Source organism: Leifsonia sp. T36S-04 (assembly GCF_042465655.1).
In the GTDB taxonomy this organism is placed as follows: domain Bacteria; phylum Actinomycetota; class Actinomycetes; order Actinomycetales; family Microbacteriaceae; genus Leifsonia.
In genome coordinates this window covers 1,742,493-1,765,834 of sequence record NZ_CP146286.1, presented here as the reverse complement: position 1 = coordinate 1,765,834, position 23,342 = coordinate 1,742,493, and the positions used below count along the sequence as shown (strand labels likewise).

The following is a 23,342-nucleotide window of genomic DNA, read 5'->3' as shown; positions in this document are numbered from 1 at the left end:
ATGTCCCGTGTTCTCGTCGTCGGAGGCACCGGCCTGGCCGGGCGCGCCGTCACCGCCGAGGCGATCGACCGGGGACACGAGGTGGTCGTCGCCGCACGACGCGTGCCGGACGACGACGCCCCCCAGTACGTGAACGGTGCCGCCTACGTCACGGCGGACCTGGTGACCGGCGAGGGCCTTGAAGAGGCGGTCGATGGGGTCGATGTCATCGTCGACACCAGCAACGCCGCCGGAAAGCAGGCGGCGCACGTGTTCGCGACCGGGGCGCAGAACCTGGTCCACACCGCCGCCCGGTTCGGGGTGCACCGAGCAGTGCTCTTGTCGATCGTGGGCGTCGACCGCTCGGCCTACCGGTACTACCGCGCGAAGGCCGCGCAGGAGCGCGCCTACCTCGACTCGCCGCTCGATGCGCGGGTCGTCCGGTCCACTCAGTTCCACGACTTCGTGACGGCGATCTTCGACCGCGGGCGCCCGCTCGGTGCACTGCTGACCCCGACGGGGACCCGTTTCCAGCCCATCGCCGTCGGGGATGTCGCCCGCACGCTCGTCGACGTCGCGGACGGCGCGGGCCAGCCCGGCGACATCATCAACGTCGGCGGGCCGACCGTCGAGTCCGCTCGTTCGCTCGCCGAGCAGTGGAAGCGCGGGAGCGGGACGCGCCGCTTCATCATGCCCGTCCGTCTCGGCGGCGCGCTCGGCGCCACCTGGCGCGCCGGGCGCAACCTGGCGCCCGAGCACGCCGTCGGCGACGGCCTCGGCTACGGAGCCTGGGTCAGCTCCGCGGCTTCAGCCACAGGGCCCCGAGGGGCGGCAGGGTAAGCACCGCGGAGGCGGGACGGCCCATCCACGGCTCGTCCGCTGCGGTCACCGAACCCAGGTTCCCGACGCCCGAACCGCCGTACGCCTCGGCGTCGGTGTTGAGCAGCTCCTCCCACTCCCCGGCGAACGGCAGTCCCACCCGGTAATCGTTGTGGGGAGCGCCGGAGAAGTTGAAGATCGCGGCGATCGGGTCGCCATTGCGGTCCTTCCGCAGGAACGCGATGACGTTGCCCTGGGCGTCGGAGCCGTCGAGCCACTCGAATCCGGCCGGCTCGTTGTCGGCCACCCAGAGCTGCGGGGTGGCACGGTAGACGGCGTTGAGCTGCGCGACGAGGTTCCAGAGCCCCTGGTGGGCCGGCTGGTCGAGCATCCACCAGTCGAGCCCCCGCTCCTCGCTCCACTCGGAGAGCTGACCGAACTCCTGGCCCATGAAGAGGAGCTGCTTGCCAGGATGCGACCACATGAACGCCAGGAAGACCCGCACGTTCGCCAGCTGCTGCCAGTGATCACCCGGCATCTTGCCCAGCAGCGATCCCTTGCCGTGCACGACCTCGTCGTGGCTGATCGGCAGCAGGAAGTTCTCGCTCCAGGCGTAGACGAACGAGAACGTGAGCTCGCTGTGGTGGTAGCTGCGGTACATCGGGTCCTGCTGGATGTACTGGAGCGCGTCGTGCATCCACCCCATGTTCCACTTCAGGCCGAAGCCGAGGCCGCCGGATGAGGTGGGCGCGGTGACGCCCGGGTAGCTGGTGGACTCCTCGGCGATCATGACCGTGCCGGGGTTCCGCTTGTAGGCGGTGGCGGTGACCTCCTGCAGGAAGCCCATCGCCTCGAGGTTCTCGCGGCCGCCGTAGATGTTCGGCTCCCACTCGCCGTCGTTGCGGGAGTAGTCGAGGTACAGCATCGAGGCGACGGCGTCGACCCGGAGGCCGTCGACGTGGAACTCCTCGAGCCAGAACAGCGCGTTCGCCACGAGGAAGTTGCGGACCTGCGAGTTGCCGTAGTCGAAGATGTACGTGCCCCAGTCCTTGTGCTCGCCGCGCCGCGGATCGGCGTGCTCGTACAGGGGCTGCCCGTCGAACCGGGCGAGCGCCCAGTCGTCCTTGGGGAAGTGGCCGGGCACCCAGTCGAGGATGACGCCGATGCCGGCCTGGTGGAGCCGGTCGATGAGGTACTTGAGGTCGTCGGGCGAGCCGAAGCGGCTGGTCGGAGCGTAGTAGCCGGTCACCTGGTAGCCCCACGATCCGCCGAAGGGATGCTCGGCGAGCGGCAGAAACTCGATGTGCGTGTACCCGAGGGCGCCGACGTAGTCGATCAGCTCGTCCGCTGCTTCGCGGTAGCCCAGCCCGGGACGCCACGACCCCAGGTGCAGCTCGTAGACGCTCATGGGGCCGGCGTGCGGGTCGTGCGCGGCGCGGTCGCGCATCCACTGCTCGTCGGCCCACTCGTGGCGGCTGACGGTGATCCGGGATGCGGTGGCAGGAGGCGTCTCGGCGAACTGGGCCATCGGGTCGATCTTGCGCACCCAGCGGCCGTCCTGGGCCAGCAGGTCGTACTTGTAGATCTCGCCCTCGCCGAGGCCGGGGACGAACAGCTCCCACACCCCGGACGAGCCCATGTTGCGCATCGAGTGGAGGGTGCCATCCCAGCCGTTGAAGTCGCCGACGACGCGGACAGCCCGGGCGTGCGGTGCCCAGACCGTGAAGGCGGTCCCGACGACGCCGCCGAGGTCGCGCACGTGCGCCCCGAGCGCGGTCCACAACGTCTCGTGGCGTCCCTCGCCGATCAGGTGGAGGTCGAGCTGCCCGATCGTGGGGAGGAAACGGTAGGGGTCGTCCGAGGTCCAGCTGCTGCCGTCGTCGTAGCGTGCTTCGATCTGGTACGCGCCAGGGCCGACGATGTCGACGCCCTGCCAGACTCCGTAGCCGGCGTGCGCCAGCTCGACGTGAGCGCCGTTCGAGAGGATCGCGAAGACCTCCTTCGCCAGCGGCCGGAGCGTGCGGATGACCGTCACTGGGTCGGCGACGCCGGGGGCGGCGACCTCGTGCTGGCCCAGCACCGCGTGCGGGTCGTGGTAGCTGCCCGCGGCGAGGGCGGCCAGGACGTTCTCATCCAGCGGCGGGAGGTCGACGGCGGCCGCACCTTCGGGGATCGGGGACATGGCGGTACTCCTCAGTTGTTGCTGGTGTTCGATGGGCGCGGCATCAGGGGTCGCAGGTCGGTCCCGCATCGGTCAGAGCGGGCGGACGGACAGGATGTGGACGGGCTCGGTGAACGCGTCCAGGCGCACGTAGTTGTCGGTGCCCCAGGTCCACCGCTGTCCGGTCACGCGGTCCTTCACCTCGAACTGCGCGCCGACGGGGATGCCGAAGGCGGTCGGGTCGAGGTGGACGATCGTCTCGCGCACCGAGTGCGGGTCGACGTTCGCGACCACGATGACGGCGTCGGCCTTCCCGCTCCGGGTGAACCGGCCGTCCAGGTATTTCGAGTAGACGAGGATGCTGTCGTCGTCGCTCCAGTGGATGCTCAGGTTGCGCAGCTGCCGCAGCGCGGGGTGCTCGCTGCGTGCGCGGTTGAGCATGGTCAGATAGTCCGCCAGCGAGCGACCCTGCGCCTGCGCGCGGGTGTAGTCGCGCGGCCGGTACTCGTACTTCTCGTTGTCGATGTACTCCTCTGCGCCCGTTCGCGCGACGTTCTCGAACAGCTCGAATCCGGAGTAGACGCCCCACGTCGGCGCACCGGTGGCCGCGATGGCGGCGCGGATCTTGAACGCGGGCTGGCCGCCGAACTGGAGGTACTCGGTCAGGATGTCAGGCGTGTTCACGAAGAGGTTGGGCCGCAGGTAGTCGGCCGTCTCGTGGGCGAGCGAGTCGAGGAACTCCTCGAGCTCCTGCTTGGTGTTCCGCCACGTGAAGTACGTGTACGACTGCTGGAAACCGGCCTTGGCCAGGGTGCGCATCACGGCCGGACGGGTGAACGCCTCGGCCAGGAACACCACATCCGGATCGGTCGCGTTGACGGTGTGGATGAGCCACTCCCAGAAGTGCAGCGGCTTCGTGTGCGGGTTGTCCACCCGGAAGATGCGCACGCCGAGCGCCATCCAGTGCCGGACGATGCGCAGCACCTCCTGGCGCAGTCCCTCGTAGTCGTTGTCGAAGTTGATCGGATAGATGTCCTGGTACTTCTTCGGCGGGTTCTCGGCGTACGCGATCGTGCCGTCCGGGAGGGTGGTGAACCACTCCGGGTGCGTCTTCACCCAGGGGTGGTCGGGCGCCGCCTGCAATGCCAGGTCGATCGCGACCTCCAGCCCGGCCTGCTTCGCCTTTCCGAGGAAGAAGGTGAAGTCCTTCTCGGTGCCGAGCTCGGGATGGATGGCGTCGTGGCCGCCCTCTGCGCTGCCGATGGCCCACGGCGAACCCGGGTCGTTCGGGCCCGCCTCGAGCGAGTTGTTCGGGCCCTTCCGGAAGGACCGGCCGATCGGGTGGATCGGGGGCAGGTACACGACGTCGAAGCCCATTGCCGCGATCTCGGGCAGGCGCTTGGCGGCGGTGCGGAAGGTGCCCGACTGCCAGGAGCCGTCGGCCCGCTTCTTGGCGCCTTCGGAGCGGGGGAAGAACTCGTACCAGCTGCCGACCCCGGCGCGCGTGCGCTCCACCTGGATGGAGCGGGTGGCTGAGAGCGAGGGGAGACTGACCACCGGGCGCTCGGTGAGCACCTGCTGGATGCGGGCGTCGATCGCGGCCTGGAACCGCTCATCCACGGGTCGGGCGGTGTCGGCGACCGTTTTGGCCGCCTCGGAGAGGTGCCGGCGCTCCGCGGTGCTGCGACGCTTGTCCTTGGAGGCGGTCACCAGCAGGTCGTGGCCCGTCCGGAGCATGAGTTCGACGTCGATGCCGGCGGGGACCTTGACCTCGGCGTTGTGCCGCCAGGTGGCGTACTCGTCGGCGTAGGCCTGCACGCGGTAGCGCCACAACCCGGTCTGCTCGAGCTGCACCTCCACCTCCCACCGGTCGGTGCCGGGGGTGAGCGGGTGCATGTGGTGCTCGGTCTGCTGGCCGGCCGGGTCGAGCAGGATCAGGTCGACACCGATCTTGTCGTGGCCCTCGCGGAAGGCGGTGGCCCGGAACGGGATCACCTCGCCGCTGAACGCCGTCGCCGCCCACAGTCCCTCATCGACCTGGGGTGAGAGCTCCAGGATCGGGATGCGGGGGAGCAGAGGTTCGTAGGCAGGTTTCACCTCCTCCGCCGGGTCGGCCTTCGAGGTACTCGCCGTGGACGCCTCGGGCGCGGCGGCTGCTGTTCTGGTCGCTGCGTTCTTCACCACGCCCCCGAACGTACACTCATTAACCCACTCGCAATGTGGCTCCTTTAGTGTTGACCGAGTGAAGGCCATCCGTAGATTCACCGTCCGAGCCGTCCTCCCCGAAAACCTCTCCGCGCTGGAAGAGATCGCAGGCAACCTCCGCTGGTCGTGGCATGAGCCGACCAAGGAGCTGTTCGCCCGCATCTCGCCCGAGCTGTGGCAGCAGGTCAGACACGATCCGATCGCGCTCCTGGGCGCCGTTGACCCGTCGCGTCTGGCCGAACTGGCCGCGGATCAGGGGTACGTCGACTGGGCGAATCACATCCGCGACGACCTCCGGGCGTACCTCAGCGACCCGCGCTGGTACCAGTCGCTCGGTGACGGCGCGCCGAAGACCATCGCCTACTTCTCGCCGGAGTTCGGCATCGCGGCGACCCTCCCGCAGTACTCCGGCGGCCTCGGCATCCTCGCCGGCGACCACCTGAAGGCCGCGAGCGACCTGGGCGTCCCGCTCGTCGCCGCCGGTCTGTTCTACCGCTCCGGCTACTTCTCGCAGGCGATCACGCCCGACGGGTGGCAACTGGAGAGCTACCCCGTGCTCGACCCCGACGGACTGCCGCTGAGCGTGCTGCGCCAGCCGGACGGCACGCCGGTGCAGATCTCGCTGGCCCTGCCGGACGGTGTGCTGCACGCGCGGGTCTGGCAGGCGGCCGTCGGCCGCGTGAAGCTGCTGCTGCTCGACACCGACATCCCCGACAACGAGGAGCGCCTGCGGTCGGTCACCGACCGTCTCTACGGTGGCGGCGGCGAGCACCGCCTCCTGCAGGAGCTGCTGCTCGGCATCGGCGGAGCGCGCGCCGTGAAGGCGTGGACCGAGCTGACCGGCGCACCGGAGGCGGAGGTGTTCCACACCAACGAGGGCCACGCCGGGTTCCTCGGACTGGAGCGCATCTCCGACCTGATCGGCGACGGGCTCACCTTCGATCAGGCGCTGCAGGTGGTGCGCGCCGGAACCGTGTTCACGACGCACACGCCTGTCCCGGCAGGAATCGACCGGTTCGATTCCGCGCTGATCGAGCGCTACTTCTCGACGTCCCTGCTCCCGGGTGTCACCGCTTCGCAGGTGCTCCCACTCGGCGCCGAGGACTACCCCGGAGGTTCGGACGGGGTGTTCAACATGGCCGTGATGGGACTCCGCCTCGGCCAGCACGCGAACGGCGTCTCGAAGCTGCACGGCGACGTCTCGCGTCACATGTTCAACGGCCTCTATCCGGGATTCGACCCGCAGGAGGTGCCGATCGACTCCGTCACCAACGGCGTCCACGCTCCGACCTGGACGGACCCGATGCTCCGGGCGCTCGCGCTCGAACGGCTCGGGACCGAAGACACCACGCACGCCGACTGGGGCAACGCCTCCGCCGTCTCCGATCTCGACCTGTGGGGTGTACGCAACCGGATGCGCGAACAGCTCGTGCAGGATGCGCGCCGTCGCGTCGAGGCCGCCTGGCGCGAGCAGAACCCGGGCGGCATCGCGCCGGCCTGGATGGACGACCTGCTCGACCCGAACGTCCTCACCATCGGCTTCGCCCGCCGCGTCCCGACGTACAAGCGGCTGACGCTGATGCTGCACGACCCGGATCGCCTGCGGCGCATCCTCACCGACCCGAAGCGTCCTGTGCAGTTCGTGATCGCCGGCAAGTCGCATCCGGCCGACGATGAGGGCAAGCGTCTCATCCAGAAGCTGGTGCAGTTCGCGTCGGAGTCCGACATCCGGCAGCGGATGGTCTTCCTGCCGGACTACGACATCGGCATGGCGCAGCTGCTCTACCCGGGCACCGATGTCTGGCTGAACAATCCGCTGCGGCCGCTGGAGGCATGTGGAACCTCCGGCATGAAGGCGGCGCTGAACGGCGCGCTCAACCTGTCGATCCTCGACGGCTGGTGGAACGAGTTCTACGACGGCGAGAACGGCTGGGCGATCCCGTCCGCCGACGCGGCCGGGGATGGCGCCGAGCGCGACGCCCTCGAGGCCGAGGCGATGTACGACCTGATCGAGAACCAGATCGCGACGCGCTTCTACGAGCGCGACGGCGACGACGTTCCGACCGCGTGGGTCGCACGCATCCGTCACACGCTGGCGACGCTGTCCTCCCCGTTGTCGGCGGAGCGGATGGTGCGCGAGTACGTCGAGCGCCTGTACGTGCCGGCCGCCGACTACGAGAACCGTCTCAGCGTGAACGACTACGCCCAGGCGCGGTCGCTGGCGGCGTGGAAGGAGCGTGTGGAGGCCGCGTGGCCGGGCGTCAACGTCGCGCACGTCGACGCGGGCGGGGTGGATGCGGTGCCGCAGGTCGGCGACGAGCTCCACGTCCGCGCCCTGGTGCACCTGAACGGCCTCGCGCCAGAGGACGTGGAGGTGCAGCTCGTCTTCGGCCGCAGCCACGAGGGCGGCGACCTGGTCGACGTGCATCGCCAGGCGCTCACGGTCGACTCAGCGGTGCCGGGGACGCACGACGCGTCGGTCGCGCACGAGTTCGTCGGCACGGTCCGTCTCGCGTGGGCGGGCTCGTTCGGCTACACCGTCCGCGTGGTCCCCGTGAACTCGCTCCTCCTCACCCCCGCCGAACTGGGCCTGGTCACCGTAGCCTCCTAACCCCTCCCGCAGCCCGCGAGCACAGGAAAAGTGCGCCGATTCGGCCCGAACGGCCACATTTTTCCTGTGCTCGCGGGCTACGGGTCGGGGAGGGGTCAGCGGGTGAGGCGGACGGCGAGGACGGAGGTGGGGCCCACGGGGTGGGTGATGGTGGCGCCGTCGGGGGTGAAGCCGTTGCGGCGGTAGAAGGATTCGGCGCGGGCGTTGCCGTCCATCACCCAGAGGTAGGCGGGCGCGTCGCCGATGGCCGCGTCGAGGAGCAGCTGTCCTGCTCCTGTGCCGTATGCGGCGGCGAGGACGTAGAGGCCCTCGAGCTCGCGAGCGCGCGGTGCATCGTCGTCGCGGCCAGGTCCCGCGGTGGCCCAGCCGATGATCGTGCCGTCCCGCTCAGCGACGAACGCATCCGTCGTGCCGTCGACGAGGATCGTCACCCAGCCGCGCGCGCGACGCTCCTCGTCGAGCGACGCCAAGAAGTCGGCGGGCATGCGGCCGGCGTAAGCCTCGCGCCAGGCCGTCACGTGCACGTGGGCGATGCCGGCGGCGTCGTCGACCGTGGCCGGGCGAACAGTGATGGCGTCCATCCCGCGGCTCACTTCGCGATGGCGGCGAACGTCGCCCCGGTTGCGGCGATCAGGTCCCCCGGGGACAGCTCTATGTCGAACCCGCGCTTGCCGCCCGAGACGTAGACCGTGTCGAACAGCTGCGCCGACTCGTCGACCACCGTCGTGTGCCGCGTCTTCTGCCCGATCGGGCTGATGCCGCCGACGACGTAGCCGGTGCGGCGCTCGGCGACCGACGGCTCCGCCATGACGGCGCGCTTGGCGCCGACCGCAGCGGCGAGCGCCTTCAGGTCGAGCATCCCCGTCACCGGGACGACGCCGACGACGAGCCCGAGATCGGTGTCGGCGAGCAGGGTCTTGAACACGCGGTCCGGCTCCACGCCGAGCGCCTCAGCAGCCTCCAGGCCGAACGAGGGTGCTGCGGGGTCGTGCTCGTACGGATGCGCGGTGAACGGGATGCCCGCAGCGGTCAGGGCGACCGTGGCGGGTGTGCCCGCTGGGGCCTTCGGCCGCGCCATCAGCCCAGCTCCTCCACGCGCGGCCCGTTGGCCCGGTACAGCTGCATGGACGTGCCGCCGACCAGCCGCTCGTCTCCGGGCGCGAACTCCGTCGCGTCCTCCGGGATCGGGACCTCGGTCGCCGAATCCCACAGCAGCTGATACGACGTGACGCCGGGAGCCTGGGGGAGTGCGACCGTCACGTCGTCCTCGACACCGTGCACGATGAGCAGGATGCGGTTGAACTCCTCCGCCACCGGGGTCGACGCCGCCAGGTACTGCAGCGTCCGGTTCTCGGGCGAGTTCCAGTCCTCGTCGTCCATCCGCTGACCGGTCGCGTCGTACCAGTCCATGTGGCTCGCGTTCGGCGTGGCCTGGCCGGAGACGGCGTACCGGCTGGGCCGCAGGGCGGGGTTCTCACGACGCAGCTGCAGCAGGCGTTTCGTGGTCTCGTGCAGTTCGCGCTGCTCGCGCGTCGGAAGCCAGCTGAGCCAATTCAACTCGGTGTCGTGGCAGTACGCGTTGTTGTTGCCGCGCTGGCTGCGCCCGTACTCGTCCCCGGCCGTGATCATGGGGACACCGGCGGAGAGCAGCAGCGTCCCCATCAGGTTGCGGACGGCCTTCGAGCGCTCGAGGAGGATCGCCTCATCCACCGTCGGGCCTTCGACACCGTGGTTGAACGAGCGGTTGTTGTCGGTGCCGTCGTGGTTGTTCTCGCCGTTCCCCAGGTTGTGCTTCACGTCGTACGCCGTGAGGTCGGCCATGGTGAACCCGTCGTGTGCGGTCACGAAGTTGATGGAGGCGAGCGGCCCGCGCTCCGCCGAGAACGTGTTCGACGAGCCGGCGAGCCGGGTCGCGAAGCCGCCGATGCCGACAGGCGCCTGACCGTGGCGGCGCGCCTCCGCGATGTCCGCGAGCCAGAAGTTGCGCACCCGGTCGCGGTAGCGGTCGTTCCACTCCGACCAGCCCGCGTGCTCGCCGGTTGGGCCGGGGAAGTTGCCGGTCTGCCACCCGCCGAGCCCGACATCCCACGGCTCGGCGATCAGCTTCACGCCCTGCAGCGCCGGGTCCGACTGCGCGGCGACGAGCAGTGGATGGTCGCGATGGAATGCGACGTCGGCACCGCGCCCGAGGGTCGCGGCGAGGTCGAACCGGAAGCCGTCGATCTGCATCTCGTTCGCCCAGTAGCGGAGGGAGTCGAGCACGAGCCGCTGGGGAACCGGGTTGCCGAAGTCGACGGTGTTGCCGCATCCGGTCACGTCGACGTACGCGCCGGTGTCGTCGTGACGGTAATAGGTCGCGTTGTCGATGCCGCGGAAACTGGTGCGCGGACCACCGATGCCCTCCTCGGCCGTGTGGTTGTACACGACGTCGAGGATGACTTCGATCCCCGCCAGGTGCAGCAGCTTCACCATGCCCTTGAACTCGGCGAGCACCGCATCCGGGCCCGCCGCCTGGGCCGCGCGCGAGGCATACGGCGCGTGCGGGCTGAAGAAGTTGAGCGTGTTGTAGCCCCAGTAGTTCGTGAGCCCCTGCTCGATCAGGCGCTGCTCGGAGACGAACGCCTGCACCGGCAGCAGCTGCACCGCCGTCACGCCCAGCTCCTTGAGGTAGGCGATCGTGGACTCGTGGGCCAGTCCGGCGTAGCTGCCACGAAGTTCCTCGGGGACAGCCGGGTTCAGCCTGCTGATGCCTTTCACGTGCGCCTCGTAGATCACCGAGTGGTCCAGCGGGGTGGCAGGCTTGCGCGCGTCCCCCCAGTCGAAACCGTCGGCGACCACCACCGACCGCCAGCCGTCGGCGGCGACCCGGATCAGTCCCCGCGCATACGGGTCGATCAGCAGCGCTTCGGGGTCGAAGGAGTTCGTGGGAGCCAGGGGGCCGGACACGCGGACGGCGTAGCGGGTGCCGACGGTGAGTGAGCGCGAGCGGCCCACCCACACGTTGCCGGAGTCGCGGGTCATCGGCACGGACTTGGTGAGCCAGTTCGGGTCGTTCTCGTCGAAGAGGCACAGTTCCATGCCATCAGCGCTCGCCGAGAAGACCCTCAGCTCGCCCCCGTGCGGCCCGACGCGTACACCCAGGTTCCGCAGGGGATCGGTGGAGGTCATGCGCTCTAGAGTAGTGACACACGCTGGACCCGAGTCTCGGAGGGCACCGTGCCGGTCTACCTCGACCACGCCGCCACCACGCCGATGCGCCCGGAGGCGATCGCCGCCTACACCGAGGCCATGGGCGTCGTCGGCAACCCCTCCAGCATCCACAGCCAGGGACAGCAGGCCCGGCGACTGCTCGAGGAGGCCCGCGAGACCGTCGCAGGCACGCTCGGTGCGGACCCGATCGAGGTCGTCTTCACCTCCGGCGGCACCGAGGCGATCAATCTGGGCGTCAAGGGGATGTACTGGGCGCGCAACGACGGCACCCGGCGTCCGCGGATCCTCGTCCCCGGGGGAGAGCATCACGCGACCGTCGACACGGTGGAGTGGCTGGTGCGCTCCGAGGGAGCGCGCGTCGACTGGCTGGCCCTCGACGGCTCCGGGCGGATCGTCGCGCCCGCGTCGATCGCAGGAGACGACATCGCCCTGCTGACCTTCCTCGCGGTCAACAACGAGGTGGGGACGGTGCAACCGGTGGCGGCGCTCGCCGAGGCCGCGCGGTCGGCGGGTGTCCCCGTCCACGTGGATGCGGTCGCCGCCTACGGGCACCTGCCGCTCGATTTCGGGACGATGGGGGTGGATGCGCTGAGCGTGTCCGCCCACAAGATCGGCGGACCGGTCGGCATCGGCGCGCTCGTGCTGAGCCGCGCCTCCACCGTCGTGCCGCTCATCCACGGCGGCGGCCAGCAGCGGCAGGTGCGCAGCGGGACGCAGGATGTGGCGGCGGCGGTCTCGTTCGCGGTCGCGGCGCGCCTGGCGGAGTCCGAGCGCGAGGCGGAGGCGACCCGGCTGTCCGCTCTGCAGGACAGGCTGATCCACGGGGTGCGGGAGGTGGTTCCGGAGGCGGTGCTGAGCGGGCCGGAGCCGGGTTCCGGACGGGTCGCATCCAACGCCCACTTCACCTTCCCCGGCGCGCAGGGCGACTCGCTGCTGTTCCTGCTCGACATGGCGGGCGTCTCGGTCTCGACGGGCTCGGCGTGCCAGGCGGGCATCCCGGAGCCGTCGCACGTGCTGCTCGCGATGGGGCGCCACGAAGAGGAGGCGCGGAGCGCGCTGCGCTTCACCCTCGGCCGCACGTCGACCGAGGCCGATGTGGATGCCCTGCTCGCCGCGCTCCCCGCGGCGTACGCGCAGGCGTCGCGCGCGGGCCTCGCCGAGCGCGCCCCCCGCCTCGGCCGCTGACGCGCCCTCCTGCCCCCTTCCCCACCTCTCCGCCTCCGCCGAGGTGCACGTCGTGGTCGCTATTCGCTCCGAATAACGACCACGACGTGCACCTCGGCGCAGCGGGGGGACCGGACGGGGCGGGGAGGGGGAGCGGCGGGGAGCGTGGGTAGGATTGGGGGGTGAAGGTTCTGGCAGCGATGAGCGGGGGAGTCGACTCCGCCGTGGCGGCGGCGCGCGCCGTCGAGGCCGGCCACGACGTGGTCGGCGTGCACCTGGCGCTGTCGCGGATGCCGGGCACGCTGCGTACCGGAAGCCGCGGCTGCTGCACGATCGAGGACTCGATGGATGCGCAGCGCGCCGCGAACATCATCGGCATCCCGTATTACGTGTGGGACTTCTCCGAGCGCTTCAAGCTGGATGTCGTCGACGACTTCATCGCCGAGTACTCCGCAGGCCGCACGCCGAACCCGTGCATGCGGTGCAACGAGCGGATCAAGTTCGCGGCGGTCCTGGAGAAGGCGCTCGACCTCGGCTTCGATGCGGTGTGCACCGGCCACTACGCGGCGATCGTGACGGACGAGGACGGCAACCGCGAGCTCCATCGGGCGAGCGCCTGGGCGAAGGACCAGTCGTACGTCCTCGGTGTGCTGACGACCGAGCAGCTCGCGCACGCGATGTTCCCGCTCGGCGCCACGCCGTCGAAGGCCGAGGTTCGGGCGGAAGCCGCCGCACGCGGCCTCAGCGTCGCGAACAAGCCCGACTCGCACGACATCTGCTTCATCCCGGACGGCGACACGCGGGGCTGGCTCGCCGAGCGCGTCGGCACCGCCACCGGCGACATCGTCGACCGCCAGGGCAACCGGCTCGGCTCGCACGAGGGCGCGCACGCGTACACCGTCGGTCAGCGCAAGGGCCTGAATGTCGGCTACCCGTCTCCGGACGGCCGGCCGCGGTTCGTGCTGGAGGTGCGACCCAAGGAGAACGAGGTCGTCGTCGGGCCGAGGGAAGCACTCGACATCGCTGAGATCGCGGGGTCGCGGTACACGTGGGCGGGGCTGCCGCCGGCCGACCCTGGCTCCCCCTTCGCGTGCGAGGTGCAGATCCGCGCCCACGCCGATCCCGTGCCCGCGGTCGCCTCGGTGACCGGCGGCGAGCTGGTGGTCCGGCCCGACGTCCCACTGAACGGCGTCGCGCCCGGGCAGACCGCGGTCGTCTACGTCGGAACGCGCGTACTCGGCCAGACCACCATCGACCGCACCGTCTCGGCCGTTCCCGCCTGACGCACATCGAGGGTGCCATGGCGGCCTCGCGGCTCTAGGCTCCGAGCATGACCGCAGAGCGCGCCGTCCGTCTTCGCCGAGAGGCGTGGGGTTTCGCTATCGGCTCGCTGTTCTTTCTCATCGGGGCGGTCCCGTTCTACCAGCAGGTGGTCGGTGAGATCGCGACGAACGTCACCTTCTTCGTCGGCGCCCTGTTCTTCACGGCCGCAGCCCTCATCCAGCTCGCATTGAGTGGACGCAGGCCTCCGCGCCGGGGAACCAACCGGCCGGACAGCTACGACTGGTGGGCGGCGGCCATCCAGTTCGCCGGGACCCTGTTCTTCAATGTCAGCACCACCGCGGCACTGATCGTCGCCATCGACGAGGACGCCAGGATCGGGAGCGGCTGGCGGCCGGATGCATTCGGATCGATCGCCTTCCTGGTGTCGAGCTGCCTGGCCGTGGTGGCCACCGTCGACCGTGAGCGACTGTGGGATCCGCATGCCCGCACCTGGCACGGCACCTGGCTGAACCTCGTCGGGTCCATCTTCTTCGGCATCTCTGCGGTCGGCGCCTATGTGCTCCCCGCGACGGGCGACCTGGTGAGCCTGTTCTGGGCGAATCTCGGGACGCTGCTCGGGGCGGCCTGCTTCCTGGTGGCGGCGGTGCTGAGCCGCCGCTCGATCCCGGTCGGCGTACGGCGGTCCGCCCGTGCGGAGGGACGCGCCGCGAGGTGAGTCCCTCGGCTTCCGCGCACGTTCCGGCGTCGGGGGTCGCGAATAAGCTGGACGGGTGGCGATCCAGACGACGACCGACGACCAGCTCGCGGATGCGCAGAGCGAGGCGCAGCAGCTGACCACGCGCATCCTCGAGCTGCGCGACGCGTACTACGAGCGGGACACCGTGCTCGTGAGCGACGAGGAGTACGACCGCATGATGCGGCGGCTCGAGGAGCTGGAGCGGCTCCATCCCGAGCTGCAATCGCAGGACAGCCCGACGCAGACGGTCGGCGGCCGCGCCCAGACGACGCTCTTCGCGCCGGTCGAGCACGCCGAGCGGATGCTCAGCCTCGACAACGTGTTCTCGCTCGCCGAGTTCGAAGCCTGGGCGGCGAAGGTCGAGCGCGATGCCGGGCGCCGCGTCGACTACCTCTGCGAGCTGAAGATCGACGGACTCGCCATCAACCTCCGTTACGTGAAGGGTGTTCTCGTCTCGGCCGCCACCCGTGGCGACGGCGTCGTCGGCGAAGATGTGACCGAGAACATCCGCTGGATCCCGGCCATCCCGACCCGGCTCGACACCGACGAGCCGCCGGCGCTGGTGGAGGTGCGCGGCGAGGTGTTCTTCCCGGTCGCCGAATTCGAGGAGCTGAACGCCCACCAGCTCGAGGCGGGCGAGCGTGTGTTCGCCAACGCGCGCAACGCGGCCAGCGGATCCCTGCGCCAGAAGGCCGAGGGCAAAGGACCGGCGCAGCTCGAGCTGATGCGCAACCGCCTCCGTCGCCTGCACATGCTCGTCCACGGCATCGGGGCGTGGCAGAATCCTCCGGTCGACTCGCAGTCGAAGGTCTACGAGCTGCTGAAGGGCTGGGGACTCCCCACTTCGACGCACTATCGGGTGGTAGACGACGTCCCTGCGGTCGACGAGTTCATCGAGTACTACGGCGCGCACCGGGGTGCTGTCGAGCACGAGATCGACGGGATCGTCATCAAGGTGGATGAGCTGGCTCTGCACGACGAGCTCGGCGCCACGAGCCGCGCTCCCCGCTGGGCCATTGCCTACAAGTACCCGCCCGAGCAGGTGAACACGAAGCTGCTCGACATCGTCGTGAGCGTCGGCCGCACCGGCCGGGCGACGCCGTTCGCGGTGATGGAGAAGGTGCGTGTCGCCGGCTCCGAGGTGCGGCAGGCGACCCTGCACAACCAGGAGGTCGTCAAGGCCAAGGGCGTGCTGATCGGCGACACCGTTGTACTGCGCAAGGCCGGAGACGTCATCCCCGAGGTGCTCGGTCCGGTGGTGGAGTTGCGCGACGGCAGCGAGCGCGAGTTCGTCATGCCCGAGAACTGCCCGGAGTGCGGCACCCGGCTGGCTCCTGCGAAGGAGGGGGACATCGACCTGCGCTGCCCCAACGCCGAGTTCTGCCCGGCACAGGTGCGCGGACGCGTGGAGCACATCGGCTCGCGGGGCGCTCTCGACATCGAGGCACTCGGCGAGGTCGCCGCCGCAGCCCTCACCCAGCCGAGATTCCCCGAGAATCCGCCGCTCCCGACCGAGGCCGGGCTCTTCGGCCTCACGCTCGCCGACCTCTTCCCGATCGAGGTGGTCGTCCGGGATTCCGAGACCGGGCTGCCCAAACTGACCGACACGGGGGAGGAGAAGGTAGACACTCCGTTCCGCCGTCGGCGTCAGAAGAAGGACGGCCCATTCAACCCCGCGGCGGATGAATTCTCGGGCGACGAGCTGTTCGTGCCGTCCAAGAGTGCGATCGAACTGCTGAACAACCTCACGGCGGCCCGCGAGAAGCCGCTGTGGCGCATCCTCGTCGCGCTGAACATCCGTCACGTCGGTCCGGTCGCCGCGCGAGCCCTCGCGAACCATTTCGGATCGCTCGACGCCATCCGCTCGGCGTCGCGTGACGACCTGGCCGCAGTGGACGGAGTGGGCGGCATCATCGCCGACGCGGTGCTGGCCTGGTTCGAGGTCGACTGGCACAGGGACATCGTCGAGCGCTGGGCCGCGGACGGTGTGCAGTTCTCCACGCCGGGACACCCGGGACCCGGGCATTCCGACGAAGCCGGTGGCGTGCTCGCCGGGCTCACCGTCGTCGCGACAGGTTCGCTCGAGGGATACACGCGCGAGGGCGCTCAGGAGGCGATCATCGCGGCCGGCGGAAAGGCGGCATCGAGCGTGTCGAAGAAGACCGACTTCGTCGCCGCCGGACCGGGGGCGGGGTCCAAACTCGCGAAGGCGGAGGAACTGGGCGTGCGCATCCTTGACGCTGCGCAGTTCCGGGTGCTCGTGGAGCGGGGACCGGCGGCGCTCGACGAGTGACCGAACCGGTCCGCCATCCTGTGGACAGGATTCGAGTTCTCCCCCTGAATCGGGGGTAGAACGTGTTGCCGTCCGCCACCCATTCATGGGTAGAGTCGAGACGTGCGCTCCCCCCGGGCGCATCGCAAGGGCTTAGCTCGCTCGCTCTCGGAGGGACCCGGACGGAGTGCTGGTCGGCTTTGCAGCTGTACTCACCGTTACCTCGGCAGTCTCAGGACTGACCGGGGCTTTCGTGCTGCCTGCGGACTCCGCGCCCGCGGCGACGATGTCCGTCGTGTCCTCTGCGTTACCCGCATCCGCCGTGTCCGGTCCCGTCTCGGATGTGCCGTCGGCTCCGAGCGGCGGCAGCAGCTCGATGTCGGTGCTCGGAGCCGTCAATGCCGTGGACGCGTCCGCGCTGCCGTCCTTCCTCGACGCCAACCGGGCGAAGCTGGAGTCTCTGCTGCGGCAGGCTCCGGCGGCCGCCGACGTCAGCCGGGTCTGGAAGCTGATCGACCCGGCCAAGCAGAACGCTCTCATCCAGTCGGCGCCGCACGTGGTCGGCAACTTGGAGGGTGTGCCGTATGCGGTGCGCGGCCGCGCCAACGCGCTCGACCTCAGCCGGACCATCTCCCGCGTGGAGCAGACACTCGGCAGCACTCATGGTCGCACCGAGCGGGTGGCACTGCAGCGCCAGCTGCAGACCCTCGACAACGTCAGGAAGGCGCTGTCGAAGAAGGACGGCGTCAAGCGAACCCTGGTCAGCCTCGATGCGTCGGCCGACGCCAAGGCGTCGATCGTCGTCGGCGACCTCGGCACGGCGAAGTACGTCAGCGTCCTGGTGCCCGGGATGTACATGTCGGTGGGGGAGCAGATCGAGGCCTGGGGCAGGGTCGCCCAGGAGCAGTACGACCTGCAGACCGGGTTCCTGCGCCGCATCCTCGGACCTCGTGGCAACGGTGCTGCGCCCGGCGTCGCGGTGGTGGCGTGGATCGGCTACCAGACGCCTGTGCTGACCAACATCGGAGGCACCGCCCTGGCGACGCAGGGCGCCGACAGTCTGGAACGGACCCTGGAGGGCATCCGGGCCCTCCGCGGCGCCGATCAGCCCTACCTCAGCGTGTTCGCGCACTCCTACGGTTCGACGGCAGCGCTGATGGCGCTCGAGCGGCACACCGTCTCCGTCGATGCGCTGGCGCTGATGGGATCCCCGGGGAGCGACGCGCAGACGGTGGCGGGACTCTCGGTCACCGGCGGAAACGTCTTCGTCGGCGAAGCGCCCATGGACCCGATCGTCAACACCGCATTCTTCGGGAGCGACCCCGGCTCGCCCGGCTACGGCGCGAAGCCGATGGGCGTCGGGGGAGCGGTCGACCCGCTCACGCACGTCTCGCTCTCCGGGTCGTCGGGCCACAACGAGTACTTCACCGTCGGTACCGAGTCGATGCGGAACCTGGCCGTGATCGGGATCGACCGTGGCGACCTCGTGCTCTCGGGCGCATCCCGTTCGTCGGGGACGGTCACGGAGGCCTCGGCCCACTGAGCGGCACGGCTGGCTGGGGCGCCGCGGCCCTGGGCTGCGTCGGTGGTGGCATCCATAATGGGTGGGATGCGACCGAACGACGACCTCCCTCGCGAGCCCGGCAGTGAGCCCGGCAGCGAGCCGGAGCGCCGCGGTGCGAGCCGTCGCGCGTTCCTGAAGGGTGCGGGTCTGGTCGCCGCCGGCGCCGTCGCGGGAGGCGCGACGGGTGGCGCCGCCGGTGCCGCTCTCGGGGCGGCCTCCGCTCAGACCTCGCCGACGGCGGACGAATCCGGTGAGGAGCATCCGCCCCTCCCTCCGCGCGGCGGGGGCCCGGGCTTCGACCACCTCGTGGTCCTGATGTACGAGAACCGCTCCTTCGACAACCTGCTGGGCCACCTCTACGACGAGGGGAACCTCCCGGAGGGTGCACGGTTCGAGGGTCTCGCTTTCGGCGACTACAGCAATCCCGACCCCGCAGGCGGCCCGGACATCTCGGCGCACATCTACGAAGGGGCGACCGACTTCGTGATGCGACAGCCGTCTCCCGACCCCGGCGAGGTGTACCCGCACGTCAACACGCAGCTGTTCGAGATCGTCGACCCGCCTTCGAACGCCGATGCGCGGCTCCCGGCCATGCTGCCGCCCTACAACGCACCCCCGCCGGGCGCGAAGCCGACGATGCGCGGCTTCGTCCGCGACTACATCGGCGTCCTGCGCAAGGACACCGGACGAGAGCCGGTGCGCGACGACTACCGCCGGGTGATGGGCGGATTCAGCCCGGACATGCTCCCGGTCTTCTCGACGCTCGCGCGGCAGTTCGCCGTGTACGACGACTGGCACTGCGCCGTGCCGTCGCAGACGTTCTGCAACCGGTCGTTCTTCAACGCCTCGACATCGCACGGCTACCTCGACAACGGCGGCGCAGAGGGGGCGCGCAAGTGGTTCGATCCCACGAACGACGCGCCCACCATCTTCAACCGGCTGGAGGAGGCCGGGCGCAGCTGGCGCGTCTACTACGACGACCGGCAGCTCATCTCGCTGACGGGATTCATCCATGCCCCGGTCCTGGAGCCGTACTGGAAGACGCACTTCCGGACCATGTCGCAGTTCTACGCGGACGTCGCCGAGGGCACCCTCCCGGACTACGCCTTCGTCGAGCCGAGGCTGCTCTACGACCACAACGACATGCACCCGCCGGGCGGCCCGATGACGGAGGAGACCGTCGCGGGCGATGCGGTCGTCGGGGGAGCGATCTCGGATGTCCGCGCCGGCGAGCTGCTGCTGCACCGCGTCTACTCGGCCATCCGCTCGGCAAGCAGCGCGAAAGGTTCCAACGCGCTGAACACGATGCTCCTGGTGACGTTCGACGAGCACGGCGGCACCTACGACCATGTCGCGCCCGGAAAGGCGATACCGCCGGACGACAGCGGACCGGGCGAGAACGGCTTCCGCTTCGACCGCCTGGGGGTGCGGGTTCCCGCGATCGCGATCTCGGCCTATACCGCCCGGAACACGATCATCCACGATGAGATGCATCACTCGGCGGTGGTCGCGACGCTGACCGAGAAGTACGGTCTCCGGCACCTGACCGAGCGCGACCGCGGCGCGCGGACGATCGACAACGCGATCAATCGCACGACCCCTCGGCAGCCGGGCACGTGGCCGGACACGCATCCTCAGTACCTTCCGGCCAATCCGGAGGCCGAAGCGCCGGGGCCCGACGACGGCGACCGGCCGCTCAGCCCTCCCGGCGTCGGCCTCGTCGGGCTGCTGATGGCCCGTTACGGCGCTCCGGGCGCCCCTGTGCCGCGGACCTACAAGGATGCGTACCGAGCGGTCACGACGCTGGGTCGCGGCCTGTTCGGCTCGCCCTAGAATCGTTACGGGCGACTTCGCGATCGCGAACGCACCCTCCCGCACCCAATCCCACGGAGACGCACCTTTGTCTGAAACCAGCGCAGGCGACATCAGCGCCGAACAGGTCGCGCACCTGGCGAACCTCGCCAGGATCGACCTCAGCCCGGAAGAGCTCGAGAGCCTCACGAAGGAGCTCGGCCAGATCGTCGAGTCCGTCGCCAAGGTCCAGGAGGTGGCCGGTCCCGACGTTCCCGCCACCAGCCACCCGCTGCCGCTCACGAACGTGTTCCGCCGTGACGAGATCCGCCCGTCGCTGACCGTGGAGCAGGCGCTGTCCGGCGCCCCCGAGCGCGAGGGCGACCGGTTCAAGGTCGCCACCATTCTGGATGAGGAGTAGGACCAGATGACCGACCTGACCCGGCTCTCCGCCTCTGCTCTCGCCGAGAAGCTCGCCGCGCGCGAGGTGTCCTCGGCCGACGCCGTGCGCGCCCACCTCGACCGTATCGAGGCCGTCGACACCGACGTCCACGCCTTCCTCCACGTCGCCGGCGAGAACGCGCTGCGCACGGCGACCGAGATCGACGACCGCCGCGCCGCGGGCGACACGCTCGGTCCGCTCGCGGGCGTCCCCATCGCGATCAAGGACGTGCTGGCCACCCAGGACATGCCGTCTACCGCGGGCTCGAAGATCCTCGAGGGCTGGCTGCCGCCGTACGACGCCACCGTCGTCCGCAAGCTGCGCGAGGCCGGCCTCGTGCCGCTCGGCAAGACCAACATGGACGAGTTCGCAATGGGCTCCTCCACAGAGCACTCCGCGTACGGCCCGACCCGCAACCCGTGGGACCTGGAGCGCATCCCCGGTGGCTCCGGTGGCGGCTCGGCCGCTGCCGTCTCCGCCTTCGAGGCTCCGCTCGCCCTGGGCTCCGACACCGGCGGGTCGATCCGTCAGCCGGCCGCGGTGACCGGCTCGGTCGGGGTCAAGCCGACCTACGGCGGCGTGAGCCGCTACGGCGCCATCGCGCTCGCCAGCTCGCTCGACCAGGTGGGCCCCGTGTCCCGGTCCGTGCTCGACGCGGGTCTGCTCCACGACGTGATCGGCGGGCACGATCCCCTCGACTCGACCTCGCTGAGCGACGAATGGCCGTCGATGGCCGACGCCGCTCGTGCGGGCCACCGCGACGGAGCGCTCAAGGGCGTGCGCGTCGGAGTGATCCGCGAGCTCGCCGGCGACGGCTTCCAGGCCGGCGTCAAGCAGCGCTTCGACGAGTCCCTGGAGCTGCTGGCCGAGGCCGGCGCCGAGATCGTCGAGGTCGGCGCGCCCAGCTTCGAGTACGCCGTGTCGGCGTACTACCTGATCCTGCCGGCCGAGGCATCCAGCAACCTCGCCCGCTTCGACTCCGTCCGCTTCGGCCTGCGGGTCGACCCGGCCGACCCCCCGGTCACGGTGGAGCGCGTCATGGCGGCCACCCGCGACGCGGGCTTCGGCCCCGAGGTCAAGCGCCGCATCATCCTGGGCACCTACGCCCTCAGCGCGGGCTACTACGACGCCTACTACGGCAGCGCCCAGAAGGTCCGCACGCTCATCCAGCGCGACTTCCAGGCCGCGTTCGAGAAGGTGGATGTGCTGGTGAGCCCGAGCGCGCCGACCACCGCTTTCAAGCTCGGCGAGAAGATCGACGACCCGATGGCGATGTACCTGAACGACATCACCACCATCCCCGCGAACCTCGCCGGTGTGCCCGGAATGGGACTGCCGATCGGGCTCGCACCCGAGGACGGCCTGCCCGTCGGGATGCAGCTGATGGCGCCCGCGCGTGCCGACGCGCGGCTGTACACCTATGGAGCAGCGCTCGAGCAGCTGCTCGTCGACCGCTGGGGCGGCCCCCTGCTGAGTCAGGCGCCCGACCTGAGCGCCACCGAGATGTTCGCGAGCGAAGAGGGAGCCGTCTGATGGCGAACGCCACCGCCCACACGCCTGAATTGATGGACTACGACAAGGCGCTCGAGCTGTTCGAGCCGGTCCTCGGCTTCGAGGTGCACGTCGAGCTGAACACGAAGACCAAGATGTTCTGCGGCTGCGCCAACGAGTTCGGCTCCGGCGCCAACACGAACACCTGCCCGACCTGCCTCGGCCTCCCGGGCGGTATGCCGCAGGTGAACGAGAAGGCGATCGAGTCGAGCATCCGGCTCGGGCTCGCGCTCGGCTGCGAGATCGCGGAGACGAGCCGGTTCGCGCGGAAGAACTACTTCTACCCGGACCTCGCGAAGGACTTCCAGACCTCCCAGTACGACGAGCCCATCGCGCACGACGGCACGATCACGATCGAGCTCGAGAGCGGTCGAGAGATCGTCGTCGAGATCGAGCGCGCGCACATGGAGGAGGACGCCGGAAAGCTGACGCACGTCGGCGGCGCCACCGGGCGCATCCAGGGCGCGGACTACTCGCTGGTCGACTTCAACCGCGGCGGCGTGCCGCTGGTCGAGATCGTCACGAAGATCATCGAGGGCACCGAGGCGGACGCACCCGAGGTCGGCCGTGCGTACGTGCGGGCCATCCGCGACATCGTGAAGGGGCTCGGCGTCTCGAACGCGCGCATGGAGGAGGGCAACGTCCGCTGCGACGCCAACATCTCCCTCCGCCGCAGGGGGAGCACCGAGCTCGGGACGCGGACCGAGACCAAGAACGTCAACTCCCTGCGCTCGATCGAGCGTGCGGTGCGCTACGAGATCCAGCGCCAGGCGGCGATCCTCGAGGCGGGCGGCAGCATCGTCCAGGAGACGCGCCACTGGCACGAGGACACCGGCACGACGAGCGCCGGGCGTCCCAAGTCGGACGCGGACGACTACCGGTACTTCCCGGAGCCCGACCTGGTGCCCGTGGCTCCGAGCCGCGAGTGGGTGGAGGAGCTGCGCGGCACGCTGCCCGAGCCTCCCGAGGTGCGGCGCAAGCGTCTGGTGGCCGAGTGGGGTTTCACCGCGCTGGAGTTCCAGGACGTCGCCAACGCCGACCTGCTCGACGAGGTCGAGGCGACGATCGCGGCGGGTGCGAGCCCGGCCGCCGCCCGGAAGTGGTGGACCGGCGAGATCGCGCGCCTCGCGAACGCCCAGAACGTGCCGGCCGGCACCCTGGTCAGCCCGCAGAACGTCGCGGAGCTCGCGGGACTCATCGACGCCGGCACGCTGACCGACCGCCTGGCTCGCCAGGTCCTGGAAGGGGTCATCGCCGGCGAGGGTCGCCCGCAGGAGGTCGTCGACGCCCGTGGCCTCGCGGTCGTCTCGGACGACGGGGCGCTCATCGCCGCGATCGACGAGGCGCTGGCCGCGCAGCCGGACGTCCTCGCGAAGATCCGAGACGGGAAGGTGCAGGCGGCAGGCGCTGTCATCGGTGCCGTCATGAAGGCGATGCGCGGCCAGGCCGACGCGGCGCGCGTGCGCGAGCTGGTGCTGGAGCGCGCCTCCCAGTAGCCCGTAGCCCGCTAGCCCCGTAGTCCTTCCTGACGATTTGCGCCAAATCCCGGTTAT

The 23,342-nt window shown here is 70.0% G+C and carries 16 protein-coding genes; 11 read left to right on the top strand and 5 right to left on the bottom strand.

Annotated features, from left to right (window positions below):
* On the top strand, nucleotides 1-819 hold the full coding sequence (locus P3F85_RS08575) for an SDR family oxidoreductase (protein WP_374010812.1): 819 nt from the start codon (nucleotides 1-3) through the stop codon (nucleotides 817-819).
* Here P3F85_RS08575 and glgB read toward each other — a convergent pair.
* Both glgB and P3F85_RS08565 read right to left on the bottom strand, forming a co-directional pair.
* Nucleotides 773-2,980, bottom strand: a complete 2,208-nt coding sequence (glgB, locus tag P3F85_RS08570; RefSeq protein ID WP_374010811.1) for a 1,4-alpha-glucan branching protein GlgB — start codon at nucleotides 2,978-2,980, stop codon at nucleotides 773-775. The genes P3F85_RS08575 and glgB overlap by 47 nt on opposite strands.
* Nucleotides 2,981-3,052: 72 nt before the next feature.
* Nucleotides 3,053-5,056 carry an alpha-1,4-glucan--maltose-1-phosphate maltosyltransferase gene (locus tag P3F85_RS08565; RefSeq protein WP_374010901.1) on the bottom strand — a complete coding sequence of 668 codons (2,004 nt, stop codon included), beginning with the start codon at nucleotides 5,054-5,056 and terminating at the stop codon, nucleotides 3,053-3,055.
* Nucleotides 5,057-5,201: 145 nt separating this feature from the next.
* Between P3F85_RS08565 and glgP the strand changes: the two genes are divergently transcribed.
* Nucleotides 5,202-7,775 carry an alpha-glucan family phosphorylase gene (gene glgP / locus P3F85_RS08560; protein WP_374010810.1) on the top strand — a complete coding sequence of 858 codons (2,574 nt, stop codon included), beginning with the start codon at nucleotides 5,202-5,204 and terminating at the stop codon, nucleotides 7,773-7,775.
* A gap of 95 nt (nucleotides 7,776-7,870) precedes the next feature.
* Here the strand turns inward: glgP and P3F85_RS08555 are convergent, their stop codons facing one another.
* The 3 genes from P3F85_RS08555 to glgX are packed head-to-tail and all read right to left on the bottom strand — an operon-like array spanning nucleotide 7,871 to nucleotide 10,943.
* Nucleotides 7,871-8,356: an N-acetyltransferase family protein gene (locus tag P3F85_RS08555; protein ID WP_374010809.1), complete on the bottom strand. Its 486-nt coding sequence runs from the start codon at nucleotides 8,354-8,356 to the stop codon at nucleotides 7,871-7,873.
* 8 nt (nucleotides 8,357-8,364) lie between these two features.
* A complete protein-coding gene (ybaK, locus tag P3F85_RS08550; protein WP_374010808.1) occupies nucleotides 8,365-8,853 on the bottom strand; it encodes a Cys-tRNA(Pro) deacylase in 489 nt (162 codons plus the stop codon).
* A complete protein-coding gene (gene glgX, locus P3F85_RS08545; protein ID WP_374010807.1) occupies nucleotides 8,853-10,943 on the bottom strand; it encodes a glycogen debranching protein GlgX in 2,091 nt (696 codons plus the stop codon). Before glgX ends, ybaK begins: the two co-directional genes overlap by 1 nt.
* Before the next feature lie 48 nt (nucleotides 10,944-10,991).
* Between glgX and P3F85_RS08540 the strand changes: the two genes are divergently transcribed.
* The 9 genes from P3F85_RS08540 to gatB all read left to right on the top strand — a co-directional run bounded on the left by P3F85_RS08540 (nucleotide 10,992) and on the right by gatB (nucleotide 23,285).
* Nucleotides 10,992-12,170: a cysteine desulfurase family protein gene (locus P3F85_RS08540; RefSeq protein WP_374010806.1), complete on the top strand. Its 1,179-nt coding sequence runs from the start codon at nucleotides 10,992-10,994 to the stop codon at nucleotides 12,168-12,170.
* 161 nt (nucleotides 12,171-12,331) lie between these two features.
* Nucleotides 12,332-13,432 carry a tRNA 2-thiouridine(34) synthase MnmA gene (mnmA, locus tag P3F85_RS08535; protein WP_374010805.1) on the top strand — a complete coding sequence of 367 codons (1,101 nt, stop codon included), beginning with the start codon at nucleotides 12,332-12,334 and terminating at the stop codon, nucleotides 13,430-13,432.
* A 47-nt stretch (nucleotides 13,433-13,479) separates the two neighbouring features.
* Nucleotides 13,480-14,148: a hypothetical protein gene (locus P3F85_RS08530; protein ID WP_374010804.1), complete on the top strand. Its 669-nt coding sequence runs from the start codon at nucleotides 13,480-13,482 to the stop codon at nucleotides 14,146-14,148.
* 55 nt (nucleotides 14,149-14,203) lie between these two features.
* Nucleotides 14,204-16,462: an NAD-dependent DNA ligase LigA gene (ligA, locus tag P3F85_RS08525; RefSeq protein ID WP_374010803.1), complete on the top strand. Its 2,259-nt coding sequence runs from the start codon at nucleotides 14,204-14,206 to the stop codon at nucleotides 16,460-16,462.
* A gap of 265 nt (nucleotides 16,463-16,727) precedes the next feature.
* Nucleotides 16,728-17,984, top strand: coding sequence for an alpha/beta hydrolase (locus tag P3F85_RS08520; RefSeq protein ID WP_374010900.1), 1,257 nt, complete (start codon nucleotides 16,728-16,730; stop codon nucleotides 17,982-17,984).
* Between the two features lie 66 nt (nucleotides 17,985-18,050).
* Nucleotides 18,051-19,838, top strand: a complete 1,788-nt coding sequence (locus P3F85_RS08515) for an alkaline phosphatase family protein (protein ID WP_374010802.1) — start codon at nucleotides 18,051-18,053, stop codon at nucleotides 19,836-19,838.
* Nucleotides 19,839-19,929: 91 nt separating this feature from the next.
* Nucleotides 19,930-20,217 (top strand): Asp-tRNA(Asn)/Glu-tRNA(Gln) amidotransferase subunit GatC, encoded by a 288-nt coding sequence (gatC, locus tag P3F85_RS08510; RefSeq protein WP_374010899.1) that lies wholly within the window; start codon nucleotides 19,930-19,932, stop codon nucleotides 20,215-20,217.
* A gap of 6 nt (nucleotides 20,218-20,223) precedes the next feature.
* Nucleotides 20,224-21,771, top strand: a complete 1,548-nt coding sequence (gatA, locus tag P3F85_RS08505; protein ID WP_374010801.1) for an Asp-tRNA(Asn)/Glu-tRNA(Gln) amidotransferase subunit GatA — start codon at nucleotides 20,224-20,226, stop codon at nucleotides 21,769-21,771.
* Nucleotides 21,771-23,285: an Asp-tRNA(Asn)/Glu-tRNA(Gln) amidotransferase subunit GatB gene (gene gatB / locus P3F85_RS08500; protein ID WP_374010800.1), complete on the top strand. Its 1,515-nt coding sequence runs from the start codon at nucleotides 21,771-21,773 to the stop codon at nucleotides 23,283-23,285. The genes gatA and gatB overlap by 1 nt, the downstream gene beginning before the upstream one ends.
* The last annotated feature ends 57 nt before the right edge of the window (nucleotides 23,286-23,342 follow it).